Below are 26,798 nucleotides of genomic sequence, written 5' to 3' on the forward strand. Positions count from 1 at the left end.
GGGTACATCTCCAATGTCCGTACTAAGAAATCTTCAGTTCCAGCTGCTGTCGGGGTTTATTGCGGTGGCGGCTCTTTTGATCGCATTGCTGTTTTACAATAACAACTATGCAATGAATGCGGTAAGATCACAGGTGGCGAACGCGAACCAAACCTCGATCATGACCTACGTATCGGAGATGGACAAGGAACTGGAAGAGATCAATAACTATTTATACGGACTGGTGATGCAGGACAACGATGTGTTCACCTTTTGGGCACAACGGGATCAAGACGACTCTTATTTTGCCAAGCAGCGGCTGAAGGAGAAGCTGACCATCCAGCTTGAGATGCGCAGAAGAGTAGGCGGATTCTTCATCTATTCCAAGCAAAGAGACGACTTGCTCTGCTACGCGCGCCAAAGCCAGCTTGTTTTTGAATCCGAGATCAGGAAAGAGCTGCAAAAGCCGAATCCCGATACGTCGCTTTGGTATCCGATGGCAATCGACGGCGATTCTTATTTCATCCGGATCGTGAAATTCAACAACAACGTCTACGTAGGCGCCGCTATCAAAGCGAAGCAGCTCGCGGGTTCCATGCCGCTATGGGATCCGGCGCTCAAGGAAGGGATCAACCTGGTGGACGATCAGTGGAATATGGTAATCACAACCGGCTTCCCGGCCTCCAGCCTGCAAGCCATTCAACAGAAAGCGGCAACGCTCGATTCTTTCCAGACCGTGGACGACAAGATGGCTCGTTATTCGTTCATGGTTATCGGGAAAACGCCGCGATTGGCTCGGTTCTCCGTCATTTATACCATCCAGGAAAAAAGCTTGCTTGCCGGCCTGCTGAAATACAAACAATGGATTTATGCGATCGAAGGCATGGTCTTAAGCTTGTTTATACTTTATTTGCTGTTTCTCCGGAAGCTGATGCTGAAGCCGATTCAGCGCTTAACGAGAGGCATGCTCAAAATAAAAAAAGGCAACTGGGAATATCGGCTCCCGGAAACTTCACTGTCCAAAGAATTCGAACTGCTGAACTCCACGTTTAACGAAATGGCGGCAGAAATTACGCGTTTGAAAGAGGATGTGTTCGTCAAGCAGCTTCAAGCTCAGAAAGCGCGGTTGGATTTGCTTCAATCTCAAATCAACCCTCATTTTTTATGAATTCATTGAACATTGTCTATAGTCTGGCAGGACTGAATGAAACGAAGCTGGTCCGGAAGCTGGTGCAGCATATTGTCGAATTTCTTCGGTTCACCATGCAAAACAATCGGGAATGGATTACGGTAAAGCAAGAAATCGATCATATCCGAAACTATTTGGAAATCCATAAATTGCGGTTTCCGCACAACTTGACCTATTTCATCGATACGGAGGATCAACTGGAGTCTATCCTTATTCCGCCGTTAATCATACAGCCGTTCGTGGAAAACTGCATTAAACACGGTTTTTTTCAAGAGCATCGAAGTTTTCACATTGAAATTATCGTGAGAATGGCGGAGAAGGGGGGCCTCGAACTGACGGTAAAGGATAACGGAAACGGCTTTTCCCAAGAACAGCTCGCCCGCTGGCGGGGTTCGGCCGACTTGCCGGACAAACATATCGGCATTCGCAATGTCATGGAGCGCCTCTTGATTGCTTATAACGGGAAAGCGCTGCTGAGGTTTGACAACGCAATCGGCGGCGGGGCGGTTGTCGCGATAGGTCTCCCATTTTCAAGCAAGGAGGCGGTCTAAATGCAGCTATTGATTGTGGACGACGAACTATATGCCGTTAAGGCATTGAGCTATAACGTGGATTGGCATTCAATCGGTTTCACGAAGGTTCACGAAGCATACTCCACGGAGCAAGCCAAGCAATTGATCGAAACGAACGACATTGCGGCGATGATCTGCGATATTGAAATGCCGGGCGGCTCCGGACTCGAGCTGCTCGAGTGGGTCAAAGCTGGAGCGTTTCGCATGGAGACGGTTTTTCTGACCTGCCATCCCGAGTTCGACTACGCGCATAAAGGGATTCGGCTGGGAATCTATGAATATTTGCTTAAACCGGTAAATTATGAGCAAATGCATCAAATCATGCACAAACTTGTCGTCAAAATCATGCAGGAAACCGAATCGCAACGTTTTAAAGAGCTCTACGACAAATACAGCAGGTTGTGGGAGGAACAGAAGCCTCTTGTTATCGAACGCTTTTGGCAAGATGTGTTGGAAAGACGCCTTCGTCCGACCGACGAACATTTGGTTAAATTAAGAGCAGCCAGCAATTTGGATTTGTCGGCAAGCGATTCCGTGTTGCCGGTTCTGATCGGCGTGGAGGAGTGGCGCAGGGAGCTTAGCGCTAAAGACAAGGAAATCATGAATTATGCATTAAGGAAATCGGCCGAGGAATTGATTCTGGGTACTCGGCAAGGGAGCGCGTTCCGCGACCGCGAAGGGAGCAATGTGCTGCTCCTCTACCGTCCGGATATTTCCGATACGGAATTGAAGCGCAGATGCCGGGCGTTCATTCAAGCGAGCGACCGTTATTTTTATTGTCAGCTTTCCTGTTTCATCGGAGAACCGGTCGCTATTGCCGACTTGCCCTCTCAATATGCGCGATTGGCCGATATGTACAAGAAAAACGTCATGCGTTCCCGAACCGTTATGACGCTGGACGAAGAGCTTTCGCCCTGTGACCTTCGCTCGGTGCCGCCCCTTCCGTTTGAGTCCTGGTGCGCTTTGTTCGAAACGGGCAAAACCGACGAGCTGCTGCGCAGAGTCGAGGCTTACATGCATGCGATTGAATCGAATCAAAGCTTGATGCATGAAACTTTGGAAGCGCTTCATTTGGCGGTTGTCAATATGATTTATCGGGCTTTTCATAAGCAGGGAATTTCCGTGCAAGAGCTGTTTGAGGCGAACGAGGCGACCGACCCGAACGTTTTGCTGCGTTCGTTGTCTCAATTCCGGCTATGGACGCGCAGGACGATCGCGGAGGGAGCGCGCATTTTCCATATGCGCGGCGGAGACGGGTCTGCCGCGGTGGCGAAGATCAAGCAGTATATCGACTTGCATCTCGACCGCGACTTTTCGCGGGACGACATTGCAGCATCCGTATATTTGAACGCAGATTATATCACCCGCATCTTTCGCAAGGAGACGGGATTATCGCTGCAGGAGTACATCATTCAGCGCAAGCTGGAGCGTTCGAAGGAACTGTTAACGGGAACGAATTTAAAAATCAGCGATCTGGGACAACAAATCGGCTACTCGAATATTACGTATTTTACGAAATTGTTTAAGCGTGTGATCGGGATTTCCCCGCAGGAATACCGAAAAAAATATAAAAAGTAGGTCATATGGTCGGAATACTGCAATTGTGGTCGGACCGCGATCTTGTTGGCCGGAACGGGCGATTTATAATAAACCTATAGGCCGAAACAAGATGAGGTGCGATAAATCGATGGGAAGTAAATTCATGACGCACAAGCCAGTCAGACGCTCTTTATTCTCGGATTTCCGCAAGCAAAAATATTTGTTCATTCTCCTATTGCCGGGCACGCTCTACTTGCTCGTCAACAACTACCTGCCGATGATTGGAACCATTATTGCGTTTAAGAAAGTCAACTACGTGAAAGGAATATTTGGCAGCCCTTGGGTCGGGTTTGACAATTTCAAATTTTTGTTTACCACGACCGATGCGTACGTCATTACGAGAAATACGGTTCTATACAATCTGGTGTTCATTGCGCTAGGACTTTTGTTCGCGGTGGCGTTTGCGGTTCTTTTGAACGAAATCCGCATTCGATTTGTGGCAAAATTCTTTCAAAGCGCATTGTTTTTTCCTCACTTTTTATCTTTTGTCGTTGTCGGTTACCTTGTATATTCGCTGCTGAGCATCGAGAACGGATTTGTGAACAAGCATCTTCTCAGCGTCCTGGGAAAGGATCCGATTAATTGGTATAACGAGCCGAACTATTGGCCGTTCATTCTGACGTCCGTGCATTTATGGAAGTCGGTAGGGTATGGAACCGTGATTTATTTGGCCGCGATTGTCGGCGTGGATGCCAGCTACTACGAGGCGGCTCTAATTGACGGGGCAAGCAAGTGGAAACAATTCACAAACGTCACGCTCCCGTCTCTGGTGCCGATCATCACCATCCTGACGCTTATGAGTATCGGACATATCTTTTATGCGGATTTCGGACTTTTCTATCAAGTGCCGCTGAATTCCGGGATGTTGTATCCGACGACGTTAGTCATCGATACCTATGTCTATAACATCTTGACCAGCCCGCTTCATGGCGATCTCGGCATGGCAACGGCGGCAGGGCTGTATCAATCCTTGGTTGGATTCGTATTGGTACTGTTGTCTAACGGCTTGATTCGCAAGATCAACAAAGAAAATGCATTGTTCTAATCGAGGTGATATCAAATGGAACTAACAGCGCTTCCCAGTAAGGAGTCGGCTAATGCCAAGAAAAAGCGGTATGCGCCGAATGCTTTGTCAGTCCCGGCACAAGCTTCCATCATCGTATTTTTCAGTTTTTATACGCTGCTCTGTATCCTGCCGATCTTACTTGTACTCGCAGTATCTTTCACGGACGAGAAAACAATCGCTGCCTACGGCTACGGCTTTATTCCGAAATCGTTCAGCTTGGACGCGTACCGCTTTTTGTTCAAGGATTGGCAGACCATTGCGCGGTCTTATGGGGTCACCGTGCTGGTGACGACGGTAGGCGCCGTAACCGGTCTCTTCATGACCGCCTGCTATGCCTATCCGTTATCCAGAACGCATTTCCGGCTGCGTCACTTTTTCTCCTTTTTCGTGTTTTTCACGATGCTGTTTAAGGGCGGCTTGGTCCCCATGTACATGGTATACAACAAGTATCTGCATGTCGGGAACACGATCTATGCCTTGATTATACCTAATTTGCTGATGGGAGCCTTTTATGTCCTGATGATGCGTACGTTCTTCACGATTACGATACCGAATGAAGTTTACGAGTCGGCCGAGATCGACGGTGCAGGGGACTTGCGCATCTTTTTCCGTATCGTATTGCCATTGTCGAAGCCGGTGCTGGCCACAGTCGGATTGTTCTATACGCTCAGCTATTGGAATGACTGGTTCAACAGCATGATCTTCATCAATAACGACAACATCGTCAGCCTTCAATATTTGATGCAAAAAACGTTGCTCAATATCCAATATTTGCTCAATAATCCGAACCTCACGGCGCAGGCGAGAATCGATTTTCCCGGCGAATCCGCCCGGATGGCGATGGCCATAATCGGCATCGGCCCGATCGTGTTTGCGTATCCTTTCTTTCAGCGCTATTTTATTCAAGGTTTAACGGTAGGCGCAGTGAAAGGCTAATCCCGGCCCAATACCGGTTAGCACATAAAGCAGAGTTTCGAGGAGGGGTTTTCTTGAATTGGTTCAAATTAAGAGGAACCAAAGTGAGTGCAAGCGTCATCCTTGCATCGTCGCTGATGCTCGCGGCATGCAGCGGGGCTAAAGACAATGGCGGCGGCCGGCAGTCCGATTCGCCGTCAGGCGACGTCAAGGCGGCTTCCAGTCTTGCGCCTTACGAAATCAATATTTACATACCCGGGAAAATGTCCAAGGAGGTCGGTACGGTCGAGCAGGCGATCAACGCCTATTTGAAAGACAAGATCAACGCAACGGTCAAATTGAATTTCACGGAATGGGCCAATTATACGACGAAAACGAACTTGATGATCACATCCGGGGAAAAATTCGATCTGATGTATACCGCCAATTCATATGGTTTCGCGAACGAGGTTGCCAAGGGAACATACCTTCAACTGGATGATCTGATAGCGAAATACGGACAAGACATCTTGAAAAATTTGGCGCCCGTATATGTCAAGGGATCAAAGATCAACGGCAAAATGTACGGTGTTCCATCCAACAAGGAGTATGCGGCTAGCCAAACGTTGCTCGTTCGCAAGGATCTCATGCAGAAGTACAATTTGGACCCGTCCAAAATCAAAACGTATCACGATTTTACCGACTGGTTCAAAGTCATCAAGGACGGGGAGCCGAACATTACGCCGTTTGCCGGCGTCGGGGACGGCAGTTCCATTATGGCCAGCCTGTTTGAGCTATTCAATGGCGATTACTTCGGCGTGCTGGACAAATCGGCAAACGACCTGAAGGTTATCGACGCTTTTTCGAATCCTAAATATTTGGAAGCCCTTCATCAATTGCGCGACTGGTATAATGCAGGCTATATCATCAAGGACGCGGCGACTACGCAAGTGACCCGCGACGAATATATGAAGAACGGCAAAGTGTTCTCGTTTATGGTGTCGTCCAAACCGGGGATCGACAAGGAAAAAAGCTTGACGACCGGGATGGATTTGCAGCAGGTCGATTTTTCCGAGCCGTATTCGACAACGGCGGACGTAACAGGGGCCATTCTCGCCGTCTCCAGAACGTCTGCGGATCCGGAGCGAGTCGTGAAGTTTCTGAACCTCCTGTATTCGGACAAAACATTGCTGAACATGATCGATTGGGGAATCGAAGGCAAGCATTATGTCAAAGTGAGCGATAACGTGATCGATTTTCCTCCGGGCTTGAATTCGCAAACGGTCGGGTACAGCGCACAAGGCGATCAATGGATATTCGGAAATCAATTCAACAGCTATGTATTGAAAACGGAAGATCCGCATAAATGGGATAAGTTCAAGCAGTTCAACGATTCGGCGAAGGTATCGAAAGCGATGGGGTTCATTTTCGATCCGACGCCCGTCCAGAACGAGATCAACGCCTGTGCGATCATTTATAACCAATATAGAGCCGGGCTGCTTTCCGGATCCCTCGACTTAGATAAGAATCTTCCCGTGATGGTCGAAAAATTAAAGTCGAATGGCCTGGATAAAATCATTGCAGAAAAGCAAAAACAGCTTGATAAGTGGGCTCAAACCAACGCAAACAAGTAGGAAAGGACGGCAGGGACGGCTGATGGCTGCCGTCCCTGTCTTGCATCTTATGCGTTTACGGTTTCAAAGAATGAAGCAACTTCGAGGATCGGCACATCTTGTACCGATCTTTGTTTGCCAATAAGAGGAGGACGATCACCATGCAAAAAGAGCCATTCGAAACGCGTATGACCACAGAAAGCTTTACAAGAATGTTGCCGGATGTGCTTACAACCGCGGATGGGGAACAAATTACGACAGTGGAGCAATGGCAACGGAAGCGCCGACCGGAAATTGTGACGTTATTCCGGGAGTATGTTTATGGTCATGAGAGTGTGCAGCGGCCGGCGGCACTGTCCTTTCATACCAATGTTACCCAAGGTCTGATGGGAAATCGTGCGATCCGTAAGCAGGTGGACATCCGGTATGAAGGCCCTGGCGGCCAAGGGGTTCTTCGTCTGCTGCTGTTCGTGCCCGTCGGGCGTGAGAAACCGGCTCCGGCATTCCTGCTGGTCAACAACCGGGGAGCCGAGCATACGGATCCGGATAGGGAGAGGCGGTCGCCGTTCTGGCCCGCAGAGTGGATTGTGGAGCGCGGATACGCCGCCGCTGTCATCAATTATACCGATCTCGATCCGGATGAGGACGACGGGTTTCGAAACGGGGTTCACGGCATTTTCGACGAATTCGAAGGCTCTCGGCCCGCGAATGCATGGGGAGCAATCGCGGCTTGGGCTTGGGGAGCCAGCCGGGTGATGGACTACATGGAGACGGACCCCGATGTGGACGTGGCTAGGGTTGCGGTCGTCGGCCACTCGCGGGGAGGCAAAACGGCGCTGTGGGCCGGCGCCCTCGACGAGCGGTTCGCCATGGTCATAAGCAACAACTCCGGGTGTACGGGGGCTGCGCTTGCTCGCGGCAATAGGGGGGAAACGATCAAGGACATCAACGATCGCTTCCCTCATTGGTTTAATGCCAATTATAAGAGGTTCAACGGCAGGGAGCCAGATCTCCCTGTTGATCAGCATATGCTCCTGTCCCTTATCGCACCTCGCCCTGTCTACGTTTCGAGCGCTACTCAAGATGAATGGGCCGATCCCCTGTCCGAGTTTTTGTCATTAATTTACGCTGCTCCCGTATATCAATTATTCGGTAAACACGCGCTCGGAACTGAACGGTTCCCGCAGCCGGACACGCCTATTCATGGGGACAGGATGGGCTATCATCTAAGAACCGGCGTTCATGATTTAACGGAATATGATTGGGAACAGTTTATGGATTTTGCGGATCGATACTTAAAATGAGAAAAAGATTGATTACATCACAAATTTCATAGAATGCCGTCTCCAGAAAAGTAGAAGAATAGAACGGTCCGGACCTATTACGCTCGCAAAAGGTTCTGACCGTTTCTTCTCTTTCATCCGGTCATATGGTCGGAATACTGCAACTGTGGTCGGACTGCGATCTTGTTGGTCGGATAGGGCGTTTTATAATAAAACTATAGGCCGAAAAAGGGTGAGGTGCGATTATCGATGGGAAGTAAACTCATGACGCTCAAGCCAGTCAGACGCTCTTTATTCTAGGATTTCCGTAAGCAAAAATATTTGTTCGTTCTCTTATTGCTGCCGGGAACGCTCTATTTGCTTGTGGCAAGACTCTTTCAAAGCGCATTGATGATGCGTACGTTCTTCACGATTACGATCAGCCTCCAGTATTTGATGTAAAAAACGTTGAAGTCATATTCATAAATAATGATCAGGAGGAGCCTTATGAATCGATGGAAATGGAAACAGCTGCTCATTGGTTTGCTCACAGCTTGGATGCTTTCAGTCGTGTCTATGCCGACCGCGTTCGCGGATGACGGCGGAACAAGCACGGTCTCCAACGTGCACGGCGGCAGTTGGTCGTTGGTCGGGTCCTTGTCCGGAACCCCGACGTACGGGGGGCCTAACCAGAATGTGACGCTGGAAGCCGGCAAAACGTATCAATACAAAGCATGGATCAGAGGCGCCGGAACGATCGCGCTTGTGCTGCAAAAAGGGGACTGGAGCTCCTCGGTCGTCTATCAGAAATTTACCGCTTCAGCCGATTGGCAGCAGTTCACCGCGTCATATACCGTGCCCGCCAGTGGTGCAGGAGTCTATCATGCGCAAATACAGGACGTATACCAGGGCAGCAGTCCGGCTACCGTCTACATCGATGACGTTTTTTTCGGTGAGGCGTCCGGAAGCAGCAATTTGCTCGTGAACGGCGACTTTGAGTCGGGCAGCAGCAATACCGCATGGAGCGGCGTCAAAGCTCCTTTCGCCATCGTCAATCAGGACGCGAATAATGCGAACGGATTCATCGATCCGCTGAACAATTACAATTACATCTACCAGAAGTCGGCAAACATCGGCATGGACACGACCAACTCTGGCAATTTCGGCGGCGATACATCGAGGCTCACCAAAAGCTCGTCTGCTGACGGCTATTTCATCTACAAGACCGACTACGACATCAAATCGTTCTCCATATCATCCTACTATTGGTCCAGTATGGCGGTTACCGATCTGAAAGCGTACGCTTCGGCAGACGGACAAAATTATACGCCATTGACGCTGGAAAAGCATGCGTTCACGTCCGGTTCATGGACGCCGATCGTTTATGAGTCGTATAATCTGCCAGCGGGCTCCAAATATTTAAAAATCGTCATCCCGTATAACGGCGTGGATGCGAATTACTGGGCGACGCAAATTTCATCGGTAACGATCAATTTGAATACCGCTCCAGTCGATGCGACTCCGGAGCCTGCCAAGATCAGCGGACCGATCGACGTCACATTGTCGACAAGGACGGTTGGCGCCCAGATCTACTACAGCACGGCGACCGCTCCGGAAACGTTGTACACGGGTCCCATCCACCTGACCGGCTCTGCAAAAATAACCGCCTATGCCAAAAAGAGCGGCATGAGCAACAGCATCGCTCTGACTTATGCTTACTCTTCGACTGCCGATGAAATCGTGGATCCTTACGGCCAAATGAAAAATATCGATTTCGCCGGAAAAGTGAAGAGCGATGACGAGTTAAAGGCGGACTTGGCCGCTGATCAGGCATATTACGGCAGCCTAACGCCGCCGCAGCGGGATGAGTACGGCGGTTTGCCGAACAGCAGAGAGACATACGGATTGCAGGCGACGGGTTTCTTTCACACTCAGACGCTGGCAAACGGCAAAGCGGCGCTCGTCGATCCGAGCGGCAATTTGTATTTCAGCCTTGGCGTCAACGGTGTCGGCGCCGTCGGCGATACGTACACACAGGTTTCCGGCAGACAAGAGATTTATCAGTGGCTTCCTCCCTTCGAGAAAGGAAGCACATACGAAACCGCGTATTTGGACCCGAATGGAAACAACTTCTCCTTTTATTTGGCGAACAAAATTAAAAAGACAGGGCTGCCGTATGCTGCTGCTTCCTTTTACAAGGAGAGCGTCGACAGGCTGAGAAAATGGGGATTTACGAGCGAAGGCGGCTTTTCGGCTGCATCGTCATCCGGTGATACGAATTTCCCGCAGGTTCGCTTTATTAATCTGCCTTCCGGCGATATGATCAATGGGGTCAATTTGTTCGATATTTATAAATCGTCGGCAGCCGCCGATATGGATACCGCTTTCCAAAGTTTAACGGCCAGGGCGAACGATCCTCGTCTCATCGGGTATTTTGTCGGCAACGAGTTTGAGTATCACAAGCTCAAAGGAACGATATCCACCAAGAAAGCCAGCCAAGTGGCGTCGAAGAAAGTGCTTGTCGATATGCTCAAAGACAAGTACGGGAATGATATCAGTGCTTTCAATACGGCTTGGGGGCTGAACAACGGGAGCTTTGACAGTTTGTACGAAGCTTCATTCAACGTGACGACCGATGCGGCATCCAAGGATATGGACGAATTCACGAAGCAGTATATGGATAAATTGTACAGCACCGTATCGGCGGTTTTCCGCAAATACGATCCTCACCACATGCTGCTTGGCGACCGGTATTTGACCGCACCGATGAATGACGACAAACTGAGAGGGATTATCTGTGAAGCGGCGGGACCGTATTTGGATGCGATCAGTTACAATTATTACACGTACGATTTGGACATGAACCGCATCAAGTCGATGTTCGAACAGTCCGGCGGGAAGCCGCTGCTGTTTACGGAATTCCATTACGGCGAACCGACGGAAGGCTTGACGTTTGGGGTAAGAATGGCCGATAACGAGCACGAGAAAGGGCTCATGTACCGGAACTATGTCGAGAAGGCGGCAGCTTCCGGTTACGTCATCGGCGCACATTGGTTTGAATACCTGGACCAGGCTGCTACGGGGCGTTGGTTTCAAGGCTACAACGGCGAAGCAGGGGCGATTGGACTGGTGAACGTCGCGGACCGACCGTACAAAGATTTCCTGAATTCCGTCATGGAGACCAATTACCACATTTACGACGTCATGACAGGGAGTAAACAGCCTTACTCTTATCCATTCGGACCGGGTCAAGGGGAGCGAAATGCGAATAAGGTGCTGCAAATCCCGAAGGCGCTATCGCCTATTGCTGTCGACGGCACATTGGATACGGCGTGGCCAGCGGGAGGAGAAGCGTCGCTGACGGATATGGACCGTATTTTGGGCACCAGCAAATCGGGCGTATCCGCCAATATGCGCCTTGCGTGGGATGAATCGAATTTGTACGTATATGCCCATATGAAAGACCCGACCCCAATGATGAACGCCTATGCCGGAAGCGGCATTTGGAACGGCGACGCCGTCGAACTGTTCATCGGTCCGCAAAATATCGACCAAGGCGGAGCCATTCAACCGAAGGACAGCCAGCTTATTTTGTCCGGGGGACTCAGCAACGGTGCGGTTCAGTATTATTGGTATAATAACGCGCCGCAAAGTCCAGTCCAAATGGCCGTGAAAAAGGACGATGACGGGCAAGGGTACGCTGTGGAAGCGGCGATTCCGATGTCGGGGCTGAATATTTCCGATGCCGCGGTCGGCAAGACGATCCGCTTCGATATCGGCTTTGACGACGGCAGCGGTAATAAGCGGGAGCGGCAGTACCTGTGGAATGGGGTCGACGGCAATGCCCAGAATCGCGATAAATGGGGGAAGGCCGTATTCATCCAGTCGGTCGACACGACGCCGCCCGTAACGACTGCGAGCTTGGCTCCGGCGCAGCCGGACGGCCTGAACGGCTGGTACGTTCACCCGGTAACCGTGAGTTTGCAGGCCGGCGATGATCAGACCGGCGTTGCGGAAACGGTATACAGAATGGACGGCGGGACATCCTGGCAGAGCTATACGGCTCCTTTTACACTCGATCATGACGGTATATATACCGTCACTTACCGTTCAACGGATAAAGCCGGGAATGAAGAAGCGGCGAAATCGATCGGTTTCAGGCTGGATTCGACTGCACCGGCCATCACCGTCACCGGTTTGGTGTACGGCACATACAGCGATACCGAAGAGATTGCGCCGACGATTGTTCTGAGCGATGACGGGGCCGGGATTGACGGGAGCAAAACGTCTATCGCACTGGACGCGTCCCCGTACCAACCGGGAGTTACCATCCCGCTTTATACGCTTCCGCTCGGTGAGCATGTCCTTACCGTTTCGTCAGCAGATTTGGCAGGAAACACGTCCGTCGCTACGGTGAAGTTCGTTACTTACGCAAGCGTCGATTCTCTCAAAGCGCTCGTTATGCGCTTTGCCGGCATGATGAAAATCGATAATGCGGGCATCACGAACAGTCTGCAAAAAAAATTGGAGCACGGGGACATAGGGGCATTTATGAACGAGGTGCAGGCGCAAAGCGGCAAACATATCGCGGAAGATGCCGCCCATTATTTGCTTCGGGATGCGCAAGCTGTAATGAAGGAGTAGCACGATTTTACGATTTGTTCCAAATGCGGACGGAGAGGTATGGCCTCTTTCATCTCATGCCTCTCCGCCAATCTTTGCCGAAATTGAATTAAAGCTGCAAGTAGAGTCAATGGCCTGGAGGAGGAGAAGCTTTGAAAAGCCCACATATTTGTGGCTTTAAGATATTCATTTCAAACCGATAAGGGAGGAACTTCGTGATGAAAAGCAAATCTGTCGGTTGGGCTGCGATCTGTTTCCTGTTGCTGGGGGTTCTTATCGTCAATTCTTCGAGCGCCTCCGCCTCTACCAATCGAAGCGGTTTGCCTTGGGGCTCCGGCTTATTCAAAAACGGAGCAAGTGATACTACGAAAATTAGCGACTTTGAAAATTGGCGCGGACGGCCCGTGGATATGGTGGTCGACTATACGTACCGTTCCAATTGGTCGCAAATCACGAACTCCATCCAAGTGGCCAGATGGGACGGGAAACCATACCAGCTTGTGCTGGCGGTCCCGTTTTTTCCGGAAGACGGATCCTCCAATTTCGCGGCTTGCGCGGCAGGCAACTACAATTCTTACTGGAATACGTTCGGTACCGGTCTGGTTTCCCATCATCAAGGAAATACCATCGTCCGTCTTGGCTGGGAGTTTAACGGCGACTGGTACAACCACAAAGTGACAACTTCGAATATGACCGATTGGGTAGCGTGCTTTAAGCAGGTCGTCACGAGTATCCGTAAAACGGACCCGGACGTCAAGATCGATTGGAATGTAAACCGCGGGGACGGTTTGAAATCGGCTGGCGGCGGAGACCCGGCGCAAGTGTATCCCGGCGACAGCTACGTTGATTACATTGGCATCGACGAGTACGACATGTGGGAACCGGCGTTAACCCAAAAGGCGTGGGATACTTATCATATGGGGGGAGCTTACGGAATCCAGCATTGGATCGATTTTGCCGCCGCACATGGCAAGAAAGTCAGCTTCCCCGAATGGGGATTAAACCACGGAGATTCGCATCATGGCAATGACAATCCATTTTATATCGAGAAAATGTGGTCGTTGTTCAACAGCTTGAATTCGGCAAACGAACTAGCTTACGAAGCCTATTTTGACCAGGGACCGAGCGGTATCAAATCGGCCTTAGATATACCTGGATTAAATCCAAACAGTGCTCCTATATATATGTCACACTGGTCGACTCCTCCGGTCACGTCGGCTGTTGTTACGCCGGCTCAGCCTGACGGACTACATGGCTGGTACGTACATCCGGTAACGGTCACCTTGAGCGCGTACGGCAATTTTTCGGCTGTGGCCAAAACCGAGTATAGTCTGGACGGCGGCAGCACATGGCTAACCTATTCGGCACCGGTAACGATGAGTCAAGACAGCCAATATACGCTCAGCTACCGTTCGACGAATGTCGCCGGCAATGTGGAAGCGGCGAAAACGATCGCCTTCAACCTAGACTCGACCGCGCCGACGATTGCGCTATCCGGTTTGGAGTACGGTACGTACAGCGATTCGATGGATATCACGCCGGTCGTTACGCTTAGCGACAACTTGTCCGGAGTTGACAGCAGCAAGACGACGGTCACTATAAGCTCGAATGGCGTACAACAAACCGTGCAGCAAGGAACGACCATTCCACTCTATACTTTGCCGCTCGGTTCGCATACGTTGATCGTGACGGCAAGCGATATGGCAGGGAATACGAGCAGTCAAACCATTGTGTTCCAAACCTCGGCAAGCATCCGGTCCATGCAGGCGTTGGTTACACGTTTTACGAATATGGGATGGATCGACAACGCAGGTATCGCCAATAGCCTGCAAAGCAAGTTGGCCGCGAACTCGCTGGCCGCTTTCGTAAACGAAGTGCAGGCGCAAAGCGGCAAACATATCGCGGAAGATGCCGCCCGCTATTTGCTGTGGGATGCGCAAGCTGTAATCAAGGGGTAGCACGATTTAGCGTGCTGCTTCAAACGCGAGGGGAGAGGTATGGCCCTTTTCATGTCATGCCTCTCCGCCAAACTGTACCGATATTGAATTAAAGCCGCAAGTAGAGTCAACGGTCTGGGGGGAGGCGAGGCATTGAAAAGTCCACATATTTGTGGCTTTAAGATATTCATATCAAGATAGTAAAGGAGGTAATTTGATGAAGAAAAGAAAATTTTTCGGTTTGGCTGCAATCTGTAGCCTGTTGTTAGGACTTCTTATCGTCAGTTCTACGACCGCCTCCGCCTCTACCAATGTACACGGAGGCAGTTGGGTGATGGTCGCTTCCATGTCCGGAACCCCGACGTACGGAGGGCCGAATCAGAATGTGACGCTGGAAGCCGGTAAAACGTATCAATACAAGGCATGGATTAGAGGCGCCGGAACGATCGCGCTTGTGCTGCAAAAAGGAGACTGGAGCTCTTCGGTCGTCTATCAGAAATTTACTGCTTCAGCCGATTGGCAGCAGTTCACCGCGACGTATACCGTGCCCGCCAGTGGTGCAGGAGTGTATCATGCGCAAATACAGGATGTATACCAAGGCAGCATCCCCGCTACCGTATACATCGATGACGTATTTTTCGGAGAAGCGTCCGGCAGCAACTTGCTCGTGAACGGCGATTTTGAGCTGGGCAGCAGCAATACCGCATGGAGCGGCGTCAAAGCCCCTTTCGCGATTGTCAATTACCCGATTTATCGCAGCGCAATGAACTGGGGCTCCGGCGTATTCAAAACAGGAGCAACTAGCGATCCCACCAAAATCAACGACTTTGAAAATTGGCGCGGACGGCCTGTGGATATGGTGACCGACTTTGTGTACCGTTCCAATTGGTCCCAAATCACGAACTCCACCCAAGTGGCCGCATGGGACGGGAAACCATACCAGCTTGTGCTGGCTGTTCCGTTCTTTCCGGAGGACAACGTCTCCAATTTCGCGGCTTGCGCGGCAGGCAGCTACAATTCCTACTGGAATACGTTCGGCACCAACCTGGTCTCTCACCACCAAGGAAACGCCATCATCCGACTTGGTTGGGAGTTTAACGGCAATTGGTACAACCACGCAGTGACAACTTCGAATATGACCGATTGGGTAGCATGCTTTAAGCAGGTCGTTACGAGTATTCGGCAAACGGACCCGGACGTCAAGATCGATTGGAATGTAAACCGCGGGGACGGTTTGAAAGGTGCTGGCGGCGGAGACCCGGCACAAGTGTATCCAGGCGACAGCTATGTCGATTACATTGGAATCGACGAGTACGACATGTGGGAACCGGCGTTGACCCAATCGGCGTGGGATACTTATCATATGGGTGGAACTTATGGAATCCAGCATTGGGTCGATTTTGCCGCCTCGCATGGCAAGAAAGTCAGCTTCCCCGAATGGGGATTATACCACGGAGATTCGCATCATGGTAATGACAATCCATTTTATATCGAGAAAATGTGGTCGTTGTTCAACAGCTTGAGCTCGGCAGGCAAACTAGCATATGAAGATTATTATGACGAGGGCCCAGGCGGTACCGACGGAGCCCTGGATGTACCAGAATTGAATCCAAACAGTGCTCCTGTTTATACTTCATATTGGTAATTGCTATAAAGTTATTATCTGGAAGGCCGCCAAATGGCGGCCTTTTCTCTTCGACTGACTGTTGGCGGAATGTTTGAGAGGAGCACAGAGTACGGAAAAATCGGTGGAGAGGTTTGACTCTCAATTTCTCCAGCATGGATAAATAAGGTGATAGAATTTCTATAATGCTATTTGTAATGGAGCTTGATAACGAGCATAATTGATTTTAGAAACGACAAGAATTCAAAACGAAAGCCCTTCCAAACAATTCGAGCGGTTCAATTTGAATTCATTCCCATACCGATTTGAGGATAATGGTACAATCATACGAAAGGAACTTCAACAAAATGAGGAAAATAACCATACGCACGAAGTTAATTACCTTGTTTGTTTTTTTTGTATGCATTCCCTTTCTTGTGTTTGGAGTCTTATGGTATGTGAGGTCGACTTTATCCATCGAACATTCGGCCACAGATTTTCAAGAGCAAATTTTAAAACAAGCCAACAGGCATTTAGATGCATACTTTCTCGATTTGGAACGGACGACGTTTCCGCTCATCACCCATCCGTTAATCCGCGATTTTATGAAATTAACTCCTGAGCAAACCTACGAACGCTTTGAGCTGACGAGAAAGATTCAAGAAGAGCTTTTGCAGCAAATGGTTTTTAGCCGTCCGGAAATTTACTCGTTTATCATTTATTCGAGCAAGGGGCTTTCGGTTTCCAGTTCGGGTTCATCTTCGATAGAGGAGAACTATGAGGCTTATTTGAACATGCCGGGTAAAAACTATTCCGTCGTAGGACTCCGTTGGAATGGCAATACGCCGCTTCTAACGATTATCCGCAAATTTCATGATGCTGCTACGTATCGGACATCCGGCGTTTTAATCATCAATATTCGATTAAACGAAATTTCAAAAATTGTAGGCGATATTAAGCTTGGCGAAAATGGATTTTTATGGATCGCCGACACTGCGGGGCAAATCATTTACCATCCGGAAAAGTCAAAATGGGGTACTGCAGTCCCCGATTGGTATGCCGCGCAAATTCAAAATCGTACTAGCGGTACCTTTATCCGTACTGACGATAGCATTAAAGATTTAGTGGTCTTCAACAGATCCCCCTATACCGATTGGACAATCGTATCCCAGGTTCCGATTCATGAATTAACCGGAGACCTTCTATTGTTGCGTAATGCAACCTTATGGGGGGTACTCATCCTCGTGCTTCTTGTGATTCTAGTGATTGGAGGCTTCTCCCTTACTCTTACGAATGCGCTTTCCAAATTACAGCGGCTTATGAGACAGGCGGAAAACGGCAATCTCAATGTCCAAGCGCCGGAACACCGGGGATACGAAATGGGCAATCTGTATCGGGGATTTAATAAAATGGTGCGCGAATTACGAAGGTTGATTGAAGAAGTACATACGTCGCAAATAAGGGAGAGAGAACTGGTCATCAAGCAGAGGGAGTCCACCTTGAAAGCTCTTCAATCCCAGATCAATCCGCATTTCTTGTACAACACTTTGGAAATGATCAGCTCCTACGCTCTAGTGGAAGGGATCAGGCCAATCAGCAGAATGGCTACGGGGCTGGCTGATTTGTTCCGCTTTAGTATCAGCGACGCGATGCAGGTCATCCCGCTTCAAGTTGAGCTGATACATGTGCAAACGTACTTGGAAATCCAAAAAGAACGCTTTCCGTACTTGCAAATTGAGATGAATGTCGATCAGAAAGCGGTTTCTCAAATCCTGGCCGTACGATTGTCACTACAGCCTCTTGTCGAGAATTGCTTTCGGCATGGCTATGAAAGGCATCGACTGAAGCCGGTTTATATCGGAATTTTCGGCGAATGGAGAGAAACCGGCTATTTGCTTCGGATTATTGACAAAGGTAAAGGAATGGAAGCCCAAACCAAGGAAGATTATAACCGATTGTTTCAGAATTACGAAGGCAAAGACCTCGAGGATGAGAAACACAAAGATGAATTAACGAAAATTGGACTTTTGAATGTGCATCAACGAACCCGCCTATTATTTGGAGAGCCCTATGGCCTGCAAATACTGCAATCCGGAGAACACGGAACGAACATCCAGATGTTGCTGCCCTATGATGCCCAAAATACATCCAAATCGGGAGAACATATATATGTACAAAGCGCTAATCGTTGACGATGAATTTATGATCAAAAAGAGCCTGCACAAAATGATCTCCGAAAGCGAGTATGGCTTCATGGTCGTGGGTGAGGCCGAAGACGGGCAGGAAGCGTTGGAAGTTGCCTTGCAGACGCAGCCTGATCTGATTGTTACCGATATTAGCATGCCGGTAATGGATGGACTTGAGCTCATTCAGGAATGCCGACTCCGCGGGCTGCCTTGCGAGATCGTCATTCTTTCCGGTTTCGGAGAGTTTGAATATGCGAGAAAGGCCCTCCGCTCCAACGTAACGGATTACTTGCTCAAACCGGTTCGGCCGGAGCAGATGGACAATATGCTGCGGACTGTACGGGAAAGGCTGGATTTGCGGCAAAAGTTGCTGTTGGATCAAAGCAATTGGTCATTGTATTGCAAAAGAATCGGAAACCAGATCGCCAGGTTCATATGGGATCTTGACGAGAATGGAATTCGGAATGTGCTGGCTGACGCCAATTTACAATATGTGGAGCTTGGATTGCCGCAGCCTTTTTCCAATCACCTCTGTTTTGAGCTGCTGCTGTTTATCCAGAAAGAGCTGGAAACCTATGATCCAGATGCGATACGAAATGCCGAGTTCACGTGGTTTAACGAAGTGTCCGATCCGGAGGATGCATGGCGGCGGCTGGAAAACGGCGTTATGGAGCATTTGAAGGAGGTACGAGTCAGGCGCAATCATGGCTCATTTCAAACTATTAAATGGGCTGCGGCTTACATTGAGCAGCATTACATGGACGAAGAGCTTTCCTTGCAAACGATCGCGGACCGGATGAACATGTCGTTATCGTATGCAAGCCAATCCTTCAAGGATTTCATGGGAAAAAGTTTTGTTCAATACTTAACAGGCCTTCGCATGGAAAAAGCCAAGGAGCTTCTCCTGAACCTGAACAGCAAAACGTATGAAGTCGCCCGCGAGGTTGGATATAATGATTATCCTCATTTCACCAGAACATTCAAAAAATATTTCGGGTACACTCCCAAAGATTACAGAAGTAGAATGGGCCTTGATTAGAGCCTTGAGCTTGCTCAAGGTTCTTTTTATTCAAATGAAGTTGCAGAAAAAACGACAGTTTTTCGAAGAAAAATCATATACGGATAGGCCCGCTGGAGATTACGATGGAAAAGTCCAAAGAACTAACGGGAGGAGGAGTTTAAATGGCTAGAAAACATTATCTTTGGAAGCATTGGCCGATCTATTCGATGATTTTGCCGGGCCTGCTGTTTTTTATTTTATTCCGATATATTCCGATTGCCGGCAGCATCATCGCTTTTCAGGATTACAATGTATTTTCAGGAGTCTTGGGCAGCAAGTTTGTCGGATTCAAACACTTTGTAAATTTGTTTATGTACCCCGAATTTTATCGAATCTTGCGAAATACGATTTTGATCAGTCTATATCAACTAGTCTTCGGATTTCCCGCGCCGATCGTATTGGCGATTCTTTTAAACGAAGTACGGAAGATGGTGTTCAAACGAACCATCCAGACAGTCATTTATTTGCCTCACTTCCTTTCATGGGTCATTGTTGGCGGCTTGGTCATCAATGCGTTGTCTCCCAATTACGGGATCGTGAATAGTATGCTGAGTTCTTTCGGGTTTCAGAAAATTTTCTTTTTGCAGGAGCCCCAATTTTTCCGCAGCATCATTGTCGTTTCCGGAATATGGAAAGAAATAGGGTGGGGAACTATCATTTATTTGGCAGCGCTTGCAAATGTCAATCCGGAGCTTTACGAGGCTGCGGAGGTGGATGGGGCCGGCAAGTTCCGGCAGGTAATCAGCATTACACTTCCGGCCTTATTGCCTACCATTATGGTGCTGCTTCTCCTAAGAATCGGCAACTTCCTGGATTTGGGCTTTGAGCAAATTTACATCTTGTTGAACCCTCTTGTCAAAGAAACGGGTGACATTATCGACACCTACATTTATGATGTCGGATTGCTTGGTTCGCAATTCAGCTATACAACGGCAATCGGCATGTTCAAATCCGTAGTGGGTTTGATTCTTATTGTCGGAGCCAACCAGATCAGCAAAAAACTGACCGGCAATTCGCTCTACTGATTGAAAAGGAGGTGCTCCTTCCGTGATTAGGATGCATGCATCGAGACAGTGGTTTATTTCCATCAATTATATATTCCTTACGATTGTCGGACTGGTCATGCTGCTGCCGTTCGTCAACATATTAGCGGGATCCTTCAGCGGCGGAAATGCGATCTTGCAAGGCCGAGTAACGGTATTTCCCGTAGAATTCACATTATCCAATTATGAGTCCGTTTTCAATAACGCGGCCATTTGGAAATCGTTCAGCGTGACTATTTTTCTTACGGTTGTCGGAACTCTGATCGATTTGCTGTTCACTTCCCTGATGGCATACGGCTTAGCCAGAAAAGAGCTGAAGGGACGAACTTTCTTCATTCTCCTTGTTCTGTTTACGATGATCTTTCCGGCTCCGATCATTCCATCGTATTTGCTTATCAAGTCGCTAGGCATGCTGAATACCTTATGGGCTTTAATCATACCGGGCCTAATCAGCGCTTTTAACTTAATCATCATGGTATCGTTTTTTCAAGCGATTCCGGAAGGATTGATCGAGGCCGCCCGAATCGACGGAAGCGGAGAATACCGGACGTATTGGAGCATTGTGCTCCCGTTGTCCATGCCATCTTTGACCACGGTCGGGCTGTTCTATGCAGTTGGCCATTGGAATGGGTATTTCTCCGCAATTATGTATTTGCGCGACCCCGGTCTTTATCCGCTGCAAGTCAAGCTGCGTCAATTGCTCATCGCCAGCGATGCGACGAATGTCATGCAAAGCGTGCAAATGACGATGCAGTCGGTGGAAGGAATCAAGATGGCGACAATTATTGTTGCCACCTTACCCGTGTTGGTGATTTACCCATTGATCCAGAAGCATTTTATTAAAGGGGCTATGCTTGGATCGGTTAAAGGGTAAGTTTCATATAATTCCATTATGAGAAGGGAGAGTTTGCATGAAGAACATCATTTTTAGACGAGCCCTATGTATGGTTGCGGCAATCGGTATCCTTGCCGGCTGCTCCCAGCAAACCGGTTCGGGCACCAACAAGAATGGGGCGAAGACTGCGGAGACGCCTGTCGTCAAAATCGCGATTGAAACGAGAGGGCTGCCTTATGTAGAGGGGTCATCCAACATTAATGACGACAAGTATGTAAAAAAACTCCGGGAATTGTCCAAGACTAACGTAAATATCGAACTGATCCCGCACCAGGAGTTTACGCAAAAGCTTAATTTGATGCTGGCGGCGGGAGATCTGCCGGACATTTTGCAGATCAATGGAATCAATTCGACTGAAGCGGCACCTGCCGTAAAAAACGGTGCGTTTTACGAACTGAACGATCTGCTTGAAAAATACGCCCCCAATTTGCTGAAGAAAATTCCGCAGCAATTATGGGATTCGTCCATGATCAGCGAAAACGGAAAAATTTATGCGATTCCGGGCGAGAATTACGTACGAAACAACGTCGTGTACGTGCGGAAAGATTGGCTGGACAAACTTCACTTGCAGGTGCCTAAAACAATCGACGAGTACGTAGCGATGTTAAAAGCTTTCAAAGAACAAGACCCCAACGGCAACGGAAAGCAGGATGAGATTCCAATGTCGGGACGTCAAAATTTCGCGTTTACCGACGAGTTTTTTGGAGCTTACGATGTGGTTCCGGACGGTTGGAAATATGAAAACAATCAGCTTGTGCCCAACTTTATCCGGCCGCAAATGAAGCAAGCGCTCGGCGTATATCGCAAGCTGTATCAGGATCAGCTCTTGGACAACGAATTTTTGGTGCAGCAAGGAAAAGACTGGGATGCCAAAATCAAAGGAGCCGCCAGAGTAGGCATGTGGGCTCACGACCCCAGTTATCCCGATAAATGGCAGTCGGAGGTCAGACAAGCCGATCCGAATGCGCAGCTCATCAATATTCCGGCTCCAACCGGCCCGGACGGCAAAGGCGGTATGGGGTTAGCTTCCCCTGTCGGCAACGTATGGGCAATTCCGAAATCGAACAAGCATCCCGAAGAGGCTCTGAAGTTCCTGGAGTGGTACTTCACCGACGAAGCCCAGAAGTTTCTGGATTACGGCCTGGAAGGTGAAGATTATACGGTAGAGAACGGCAAGATTCAGTACAAATATGCAAAAACGGTAGATGACATTAACAAGGAAAATATGCATCTCATGTTTTTGCGGTTGATCGGCCCTTCCTATTTGGCCAATGAGGAATTTATGAAGGGCCGCAAGGATTCGGATCTCATTTTGAACGGGTTGAAGGTGGCAAAAAACGAAGGCCGGGAAAGCGACGGTCTGGATATGCCGCTGCCGCCCACACTGCTTTCAAGACCGGAACTGGGGAAAAACAACCTTTGGATGGAGACGGCGGCCAAGATTGTTACGGGCAAGGAACCGCTCGACAGCTTTGACAAGTTCGTTGAAGATTGGAAAAAACGCGGCGGCGATCAAGTGATTAAAGAAGCCACCGAATGGTATAACGCAAGACATAAAAAATAGTCGGGATAGCGGAGGAATTATACGATGGACCAGAGTCGTACCCCATACGGGAAGGAAAACCGGCCGGTAACGGTAGTCATTGTGGGGGCGGGGCATCGCAGCTTGCTCTATGCTTCTTATGCCCAGCACCATCCGGACAAGCTTCGGGTGGCGGGCGTCGTGGAGCCTGATCCCGTTCGGCGCAAAATGACGGCGGAACGGTTTGGCTTGGAGGAAGATCGCTGCTTCTCCTCGGTAGACGAGCTGGCTGACAAGCCCCCTATTGCGGATGCGGTAATTAACGGCACGATGGACGACCTCCACGTGAAAACGACGATTCCTCTTCTTGAGGCGGGTTATGACGTCCTTCTGGAAAAGCCGATTGCTACGTCGGAAGAGAACATGATGGAGCTTTATCGCACCGCCGAAAAAGCTGGACGAACCGTGATGATTTGCCATGTATTGCGATACGCGCCGTTTTACCGAGCGATTCGCGAAGTCGTCGGATCAGGGGAAATCGGGGACATCGTCAATATTCAGACGGCCGAGCATGTAAGCTATCACCATATGGCGGTATCCTTCATTCGAGGCAAGTGGAATTCTCAGGAAAAGTGCAAATCTTCCATGCTGATGGCCAAATGCTGTCACGATTTAGATATTTTAAGCTGGATGGCCGGATCCGCGCCCAAAAAAGTAAGCAGCTTCGGAAGCCTGATGCAGTTTAAGCCGGCGAATGCCCCGCAAGGGGCGGGCACCCGCTGCTTGGCGGATTGCGCAATCGAAGAACAATGTCCGTACTCGGCGCGAAAACATTATATTGATCAGGGGCGGTGGGGCTTCTATGTATGGGAAAATACCCATCTGGGTGCGGAATTGAGCCATGATCAAAAATTAGAATCGCTTCGTACAGACAATCCGTATGGACGATGCGTATGGCATTGCGATAATGATGTAGTGGACCACCAATCGGTGATTGTCGAATTCGAGGACGGATCTACGGCAACGCACAATATGGTTGGGGCAACATCCAGAGCGTGCCGTACCATCCACATCGTCGGCACGAAAGGAGAAGTCACAGGCGTTTTGGAAGACGGCAGCTTTACAGTAAGACATCCCGATCCGCGAAAAGGGCACGAATACTCGGAGAGACGAGTATCGGTTAACGTCACGGATGACAGCCATGGCGGCGGAGATTTGCTGCTGGTTGAGGATTTCGTAAGAGTTCTTCAAGGGAATGAACCTTCGATTTCCTGCACTTCACTGGAAAAATCGATTTACGGGCACCAAATCGGCTTCGCCGCCGAACGCTCCCGTTTGGAGACCAGAACGGTAGAAATCGGCGGGATTCAATCGTTTGTTTGACTGCATTGAAGGCATATGGTCATTAAACTAATATAGGGGCTGTTCCTAGGTCAAGGCGAAGGAGCAGCCCTTTTTACGTCGTACATCCCTTAGAAAAAATATTTCAAGAGATGCAAAAAAATTTGGATGCTTTATTTGACGTTGTTGACTACAATTCAGAATACAAACTTGGCAGCAACAAAACATTTCTTTCTTTAGAGGAGGGATTCAATTGGAGCATCGTCATAAACAACCGAATTTGGAAGTCAGAGTAAAGAACATAATTGAAGTGGACGGGTTAAAGTTTAAAGATCTGAATAATAGCGGGAAGTTAGAGCCTTATGAAGATTGGCGTTTAAGTCCCACAGAACGTGCGGAGAATTTGGTCTCATTGATGAATCTCGATGAAAAAGTGGGTATGATGCTGATCCACTACCGACAAATGGGGCTTTCTCAAAAAGATAAGAGTAAGACAAGCCATGACGGTGTGCTGGATGAAGCTATCGTTGAAAAGGGCGAAAATATTTTTGCCGCTTCAAAAATATGGGGAACAACGCATACGATTGAAAACATGCATTTGCGCCACTTCATTCATAGAGACAATTGGAGTCCTGCTCAAATGGCAGAGTGGATTAATACCATGAATGAAGTATGTGAGGGGACGCGGCTAGGAATTCCCTGTTTAATAGCATCGAATTCAAGAAACGAAAATGCGGAAGCCGTCTTTGGGATGAACGATGCAGCCGGGATTTTTTCCACTTGGCCGGGAACTTTAGGGCTTGCTGCAGCAGCTAAAGGAGATATAAAAAATGGCGGTGATTCGTCACTGATCAGCCAATTTGCCCAAATCGCCCATGACGAGTGGGATGCTACAGGAATAAGAAAAGGTTATATGTATATGGCCGATGTGGCCACAGATCCTAGATGGCAACGGACGTACGGTACGTTCGGGGAAGATCCGGAGTTTATAGCCGATGCCATCGGCCGCATCATTGACGGCTTTCAGGGAGAGACCCTGGGAAATCACAGTATTGCATTGACGACGAAGCATTTTCCTGGCGGAGGCGCAAGGGAAAATGGATTTGATCCCCACTATGAAGAAGGTAAATGGAATTTATACCCAACGCCGGGAAGCTTGGAAACCTATCACCTGCCGCCGTTTCGGGCAGCGGTAGAACACGGTACTTCATCCATGATGCCGTATTATTCGATCCCAAGTATCAAAAAAAGTGTAGTTCAACAATTCGAGGGGGAAGATATTCCTTTTGAAGAAGTTGGATTTACCTTCAATCATTATTTCATACAACATATTCTTAGAGAGAAACTAGGGTTCAAGGGCTACATCAATAGCGACAGCGGCGTCACGAATAAGATGTGCTGGGGCGTTGAGCATTTGAGCGAAGCTGAACGTTTTGCTAAAGCCATTAATGCAGGCACGGATTTGGTTGCCGATACAAATGATGTTGAAAATCTGAAGTTAGCGATCCAAAATGGATGGATCAGTGAAAAACGTATTGATGAGGCCAATGTGCGGCTCCTTACAGAAATGTTTACGCTAGGTCTATTTGATGATCGTACGTATGTGTCTCCGGAACATGCAACTGCCGTGGTAAGCAATCCAGCAAACTGGGACGCTGCTTATGAAGCACATAAAAAGTCGGTAACCGTTCTTAAAAATTCCGATCGGACATTGCCTTTAACCCCTGACACGCTTACAGGCAAGAAGATTTATGTGGAGGTTTTCCATAAGGAACCGGAGCGCGCGGCTTCTTATACGGAAAGGGCAAGGAAGGAATGTCAAGAGCTTGGACAATTTACGTTGACGGAGAAGGTTGAAGAAGCCGACATCGCCATTTTGATTCTGCATCCCAAATCCGGAGCTTATTTCACTGCGACACCGGGGCTTTTAGAGCTTGAAATATGCGAGAAAAAAACATTAACCGCTTTGGATGGGGCTATGTACGAAGAAACGACTTTGAACGGTATGCATCATCTGAAGGAAGTTGCTGATAGCGTTCATATTCGCGGGGGAAAAGTCATTGTGAGTGTCAATGTGATTTTGCCGTGGATTCTTGCAAATGTTGAACCGTTGGCAGATGCCTTGATCGCCGGATACGATACATTCTATAAGGCACAGTTTGAAGTGATGGCGGGCAATTACCGGCCTGTGGGCGTTTTGCCATTGACATTGCCGGCAAGCGAAGCGGTTATTGCGGTCGATGAAAACGGTAAATGTGTGTCTAGAAACGATGTACCGGGTTATGACAAGGACAAATACATGCCTGAAGGGCTCGAATATGCCTATAAAGATAGCGATGGCAATATCTACAAACTTGGTCATGGATTGACCTATTAAAAAAGTCCATGTTTTGTTGCGTAGCAGCAACGAAACA

Annotated in this window: 17 protein-coding genes; all 17 read left to right on the forward strand. The window is 48.9% G+C overall.

Annotated features, from left to right (window positions below):
• Positions 1 to 13: 13 nt before the first annotated feature.
• Positions 14 to 1,147: a sensor histidine kinase gene (locus tag SD70_RS11725; protein ID WP_041047751.1), complete on the forward strand. Its 1,134-nt coding sequence runs from the start codon at positions 14 to 16 to the stop codon at positions 1,145 to 1,147.
• Complete coding sequence (locus SD70_RS11730; RefSeq protein WP_041047752.1) at positions 1,144 to 1,719, forward strand: sensor histidine kinase; 576 nt, start codon at positions 1,144 to 1,146, stop codon at positions 1,717 to 1,719. Before SD70_RS11725 ends, SD70_RS11730 begins: the two co-directional genes overlap by 4 nt.
• Positions 1,720 to 3,318: a helix-turn-helix domain-containing protein gene (locus SD70_RS11735; protein WP_041047753.1), complete on the forward strand. Its 1,599-nt coding sequence runs from the start codon at positions 1,720 to 1,722 to the stop codon at positions 3,316 to 3,318.
• A 124-nt stretch (positions 3,319 to 3,442) separates the two neighbouring features.
• Positions 3,443 to 4,384 (forward strand): ABC transporter permease, encoded by a 942-nt coding sequence (locus SD70_RS11740; protein ID WP_041047754.1) that lies wholly within the window; start codon positions 3,443 to 3,445, stop codon positions 4,382 to 4,384.
• Positions 4,385 to 4,399: 15 nt separating this feature from the next.
• Positions 4,400 to 5,341 carry a carbohydrate ABC transporter permease gene (locus SD70_RS11745; RefSeq protein ID WP_082053279.1) on the forward strand — a complete coding sequence of 314 codons (942 nt, stop codon included), beginning with the start codon at positions 4,400 to 4,402 and terminating at the stop codon, positions 5,339 to 5,341.
• Positions 5,342 to 5,394: 53 nt separating this feature from the next.
• Positions 5,395 to 6,933: an ABC transporter substrate-binding protein gene (locus SD70_RS11750; RefSeq protein ID WP_052487320.1), complete on the forward strand. Its 1,539-nt coding sequence runs from the start codon at positions 5,395 to 5,397 to the stop codon at positions 6,931 to 6,933.
• Between the two features lie 140 nt (positions 6,934 to 7,073).
• Positions 7,074 to 8,216 carry a glucuronyl esterase domain-containing protein gene (locus tag SD70_RS11755; protein ID WP_231571168.1) on the forward strand — a complete coding sequence of 381 codons (1,143 nt, stop codon included), beginning with the start codon at positions 7,074 to 7,076 and terminating at the stop codon, positions 8,214 to 8,216.
• A 465-nt stretch (positions 8,217 to 8,681) separates the two neighbouring features.
• The gene (locus SD70_RS33190) at positions 8,682 to 12,818 is read left to right on the forward strand and encodes an OmpL47-type beta-barrel domain-containing protein (RefSeq protein ID WP_052487321.1); all 4,137 of its coding nucleotides are present in this window, start codon (positions 8,682 to 8,684) and stop codon (positions 12,816 to 12,818) included.
• A 197-nt stretch (positions 12,819 to 13,015) separates the two neighbouring features.
• Positions 13,016 to 14,755 carry an OmpL47-type beta-barrel domain-containing protein gene (locus SD70_RS33195; RefSeq protein ID WP_052487322.1) on the forward strand — a complete coding sequence of 580 codons (1,740 nt, stop codon included), beginning with the start codon at positions 13,016 to 13,018 and terminating at the stop codon, positions 14,753 to 14,755.
• Positions 14,756 to 14,951: 196 nt separating this feature from the next.
• A complete protein-coding gene (locus SD70_RS33200) occupies positions 14,952 to 16,379 on the forward strand; it encodes a carbohydrate binding domain-containing protein (RefSeq protein ID WP_082053281.1) in 1,428 nt (475 codons plus the stop codon).
• A gap of 416 nt (positions 16,380 to 16,795) precedes the next feature.
• On the forward strand, positions 16,796 to 18,529 hold the full coding sequence (locus SD70_RS11775; RefSeq protein ID WP_197081010.1) for a sensor histidine kinase: 1,734 nt from the start codon (positions 16,796 to 16,798) through the stop codon (positions 18,527 to 18,529).
• Entirely contained in the window at positions 18,507 to 19,562 is a 1,056-nt protein-coding gene (locus tag SD70_RS11780) for a response regulator (RefSeq protein WP_041047756.1), read from the forward strand. The genes SD70_RS11775 and SD70_RS11780 overlap by 23 nt, the downstream gene beginning before the upstream one ends.
• Before the next feature lie 143 nt (positions 19,563 to 19,705).
• Positions 19,706 to 20,608, forward strand: coding sequence for an ABC transporter permease (locus SD70_RS11785; protein WP_041047757.1), 903 nt, complete (start codon positions 19,706 to 19,708; stop codon positions 20,606 to 20,608).
• 31 nt (positions 20,609 to 20,639) lie between these two features.
• Positions 20,640 to 21,500, forward strand: a complete 861-nt coding sequence (locus SD70_RS11790; RefSeq protein WP_041047758.1) for a carbohydrate ABC transporter permease — start codon at positions 20,640 to 20,642, stop codon at positions 21,498 to 21,500.
• A gap of 70 nt (positions 21,501 to 21,570) precedes the next feature.
• Positions 21,571 to 23,085 (forward strand): extracellular solute-binding protein, encoded by a 1,515-nt coding sequence (locus SD70_RS11795; protein WP_197081011.1) that lies wholly within the window; start codon positions 21,571 to 21,573, stop codon positions 23,083 to 23,085.
• A 24-nt stretch (positions 23,086 to 23,109) separates the two neighbouring features.
• Positions 23,110 to 24,426, forward strand: a complete 1,317-nt coding sequence (locus SD70_RS11800) for a Gfo/Idh/MocA family protein (protein WP_052487324.1) — start codon at positions 23,110 to 23,112, stop codon at positions 24,424 to 24,426.
• Positions 24,427 to 24,637: 211 nt separating this feature from the next.
• Positions 24,638 to 26,761 carry a glycoside hydrolase family 3 protein gene (locus tag SD70_RS11805; RefSeq protein WP_052487325.1) on the forward strand — a complete coding sequence of 708 codons (2,124 nt, stop codon included), beginning with the start codon at positions 24,638 to 24,640 and terminating at the stop codon, positions 26,759 to 26,761.
• Positions 26,762 to 26,798: the final 37 nt, after the last annotated feature.

The sequence above is a fragment of the Gordoniibacillus kamchatkensis genome, assembly GCF_000829455.1.
Lineage (GTDB): Bacteria > Bacillota > Bacilli > Paenibacillales > NBRC-103111 > Gordoniibacillus > Gordoniibacillus kamchatkensis.

What these genes read in the sequence shown, in the direction of transcription:
- SD70_RS11740 (WP_041047754.1), top strand. Translation starts at nt 3,443, where the DNA reads ATGACGCACAAGCCAGTCAGACGCTCTTTATTCTCGGATTTCCGCAAG.
- SD70_RS33195 (WP_052487322.1), top strand. Translation starts at nt 13,016, where the DNA reads ATGAAAAGCAAATCTGTCGGTTGGGCTGCGATCTGTTTCCTGTTGCTG.
- SD70_RS33190 (WP_052487321.1), top strand. Translation starts at nt 8,682, where the DNA reads ATGAATCGATGGAAATGGAAACAGCTGCTCATTGGTTTGCTCACAGCT.
- SD70_RS11790 (WP_041047758.1), top strand. Translation starts at nt 20,640, where the DNA reads ATGCATGCATCGAGACAGTGGTTTATTTCCATCAATTATATATTCCTT.
- SD70_RS11800 (WP_052487324.1), top strand. Translation starts at nt 23,110, where the DNA reads ATGGACCAGAGTCGTACCCCATACGGGAAGGAAAACCGGCCGGTAACG.
- SD70_RS11730 (WP_041047752.1), top strand. Translation starts at nt 1,144, where the DNA reads ATGAATTCATTGAACATTGTCTATAGTCTGGCAGGACTGAATGAAACG.
- SD70_RS33200 (WP_082053281.1), top strand. Translation starts at nt 14,952, where the DNA reads ATGAAGAAAAGAAAATTTTTCGGTTTGGCTGCAATCTGTAGCCTGTTG.
- SD70_RS11795 (WP_197081011.1), top strand. Translation starts at nt 21,571, where the DNA reads ATGGTTGCGGCAATCGGTATCCTTGCCGGCTGCTCCCAGCAAACCGGT.
- SD70_RS11735 (WP_041047753.1), top strand. Translation starts at nt 1,720, where the DNA reads ATGCAGCTATTGATTGTGGACGACGAACTATATGCCGTTAAGGCATTG.
- SD70_RS11780 (WP_041047756.1), top strand. Translation starts at nt 18,507, where the DNA reads ATGTACAAAGCGCTAATCGTTGACGATGAATTTATGATCAAAAAGAGC.
- SD70_RS11785 (WP_041047757.1), top strand. Translation starts at nt 19,706, where the DNA reads ATGGCTAGAAAACATTATCTTTGGAAGCATTGGCCGATCTATTCGATG.
- SD70_RS11745 (WP_082053279.1), top strand. Translation starts at nt 4,400, where the DNA reads ATGGAACTAACAGCGCTTCCCAGTAAGGAGTCGGCTAATGCCAAGAAA.
- SD70_RS11725 (WP_041047751.1), top strand. Translation starts at nt 14, where the DNA reads ATGTCCGTACTAAGAAATCTTCAGTTCCAGCTGCTGTCGGGGTTTATT.
- SD70_RS11755 (WP_231571168.1), top strand. Translation starts at nt 7,074, where the DNA reads ATGCAAAAAGAGCCATTCGAAACGCGTATGACCACAGAAAGCTTTACA.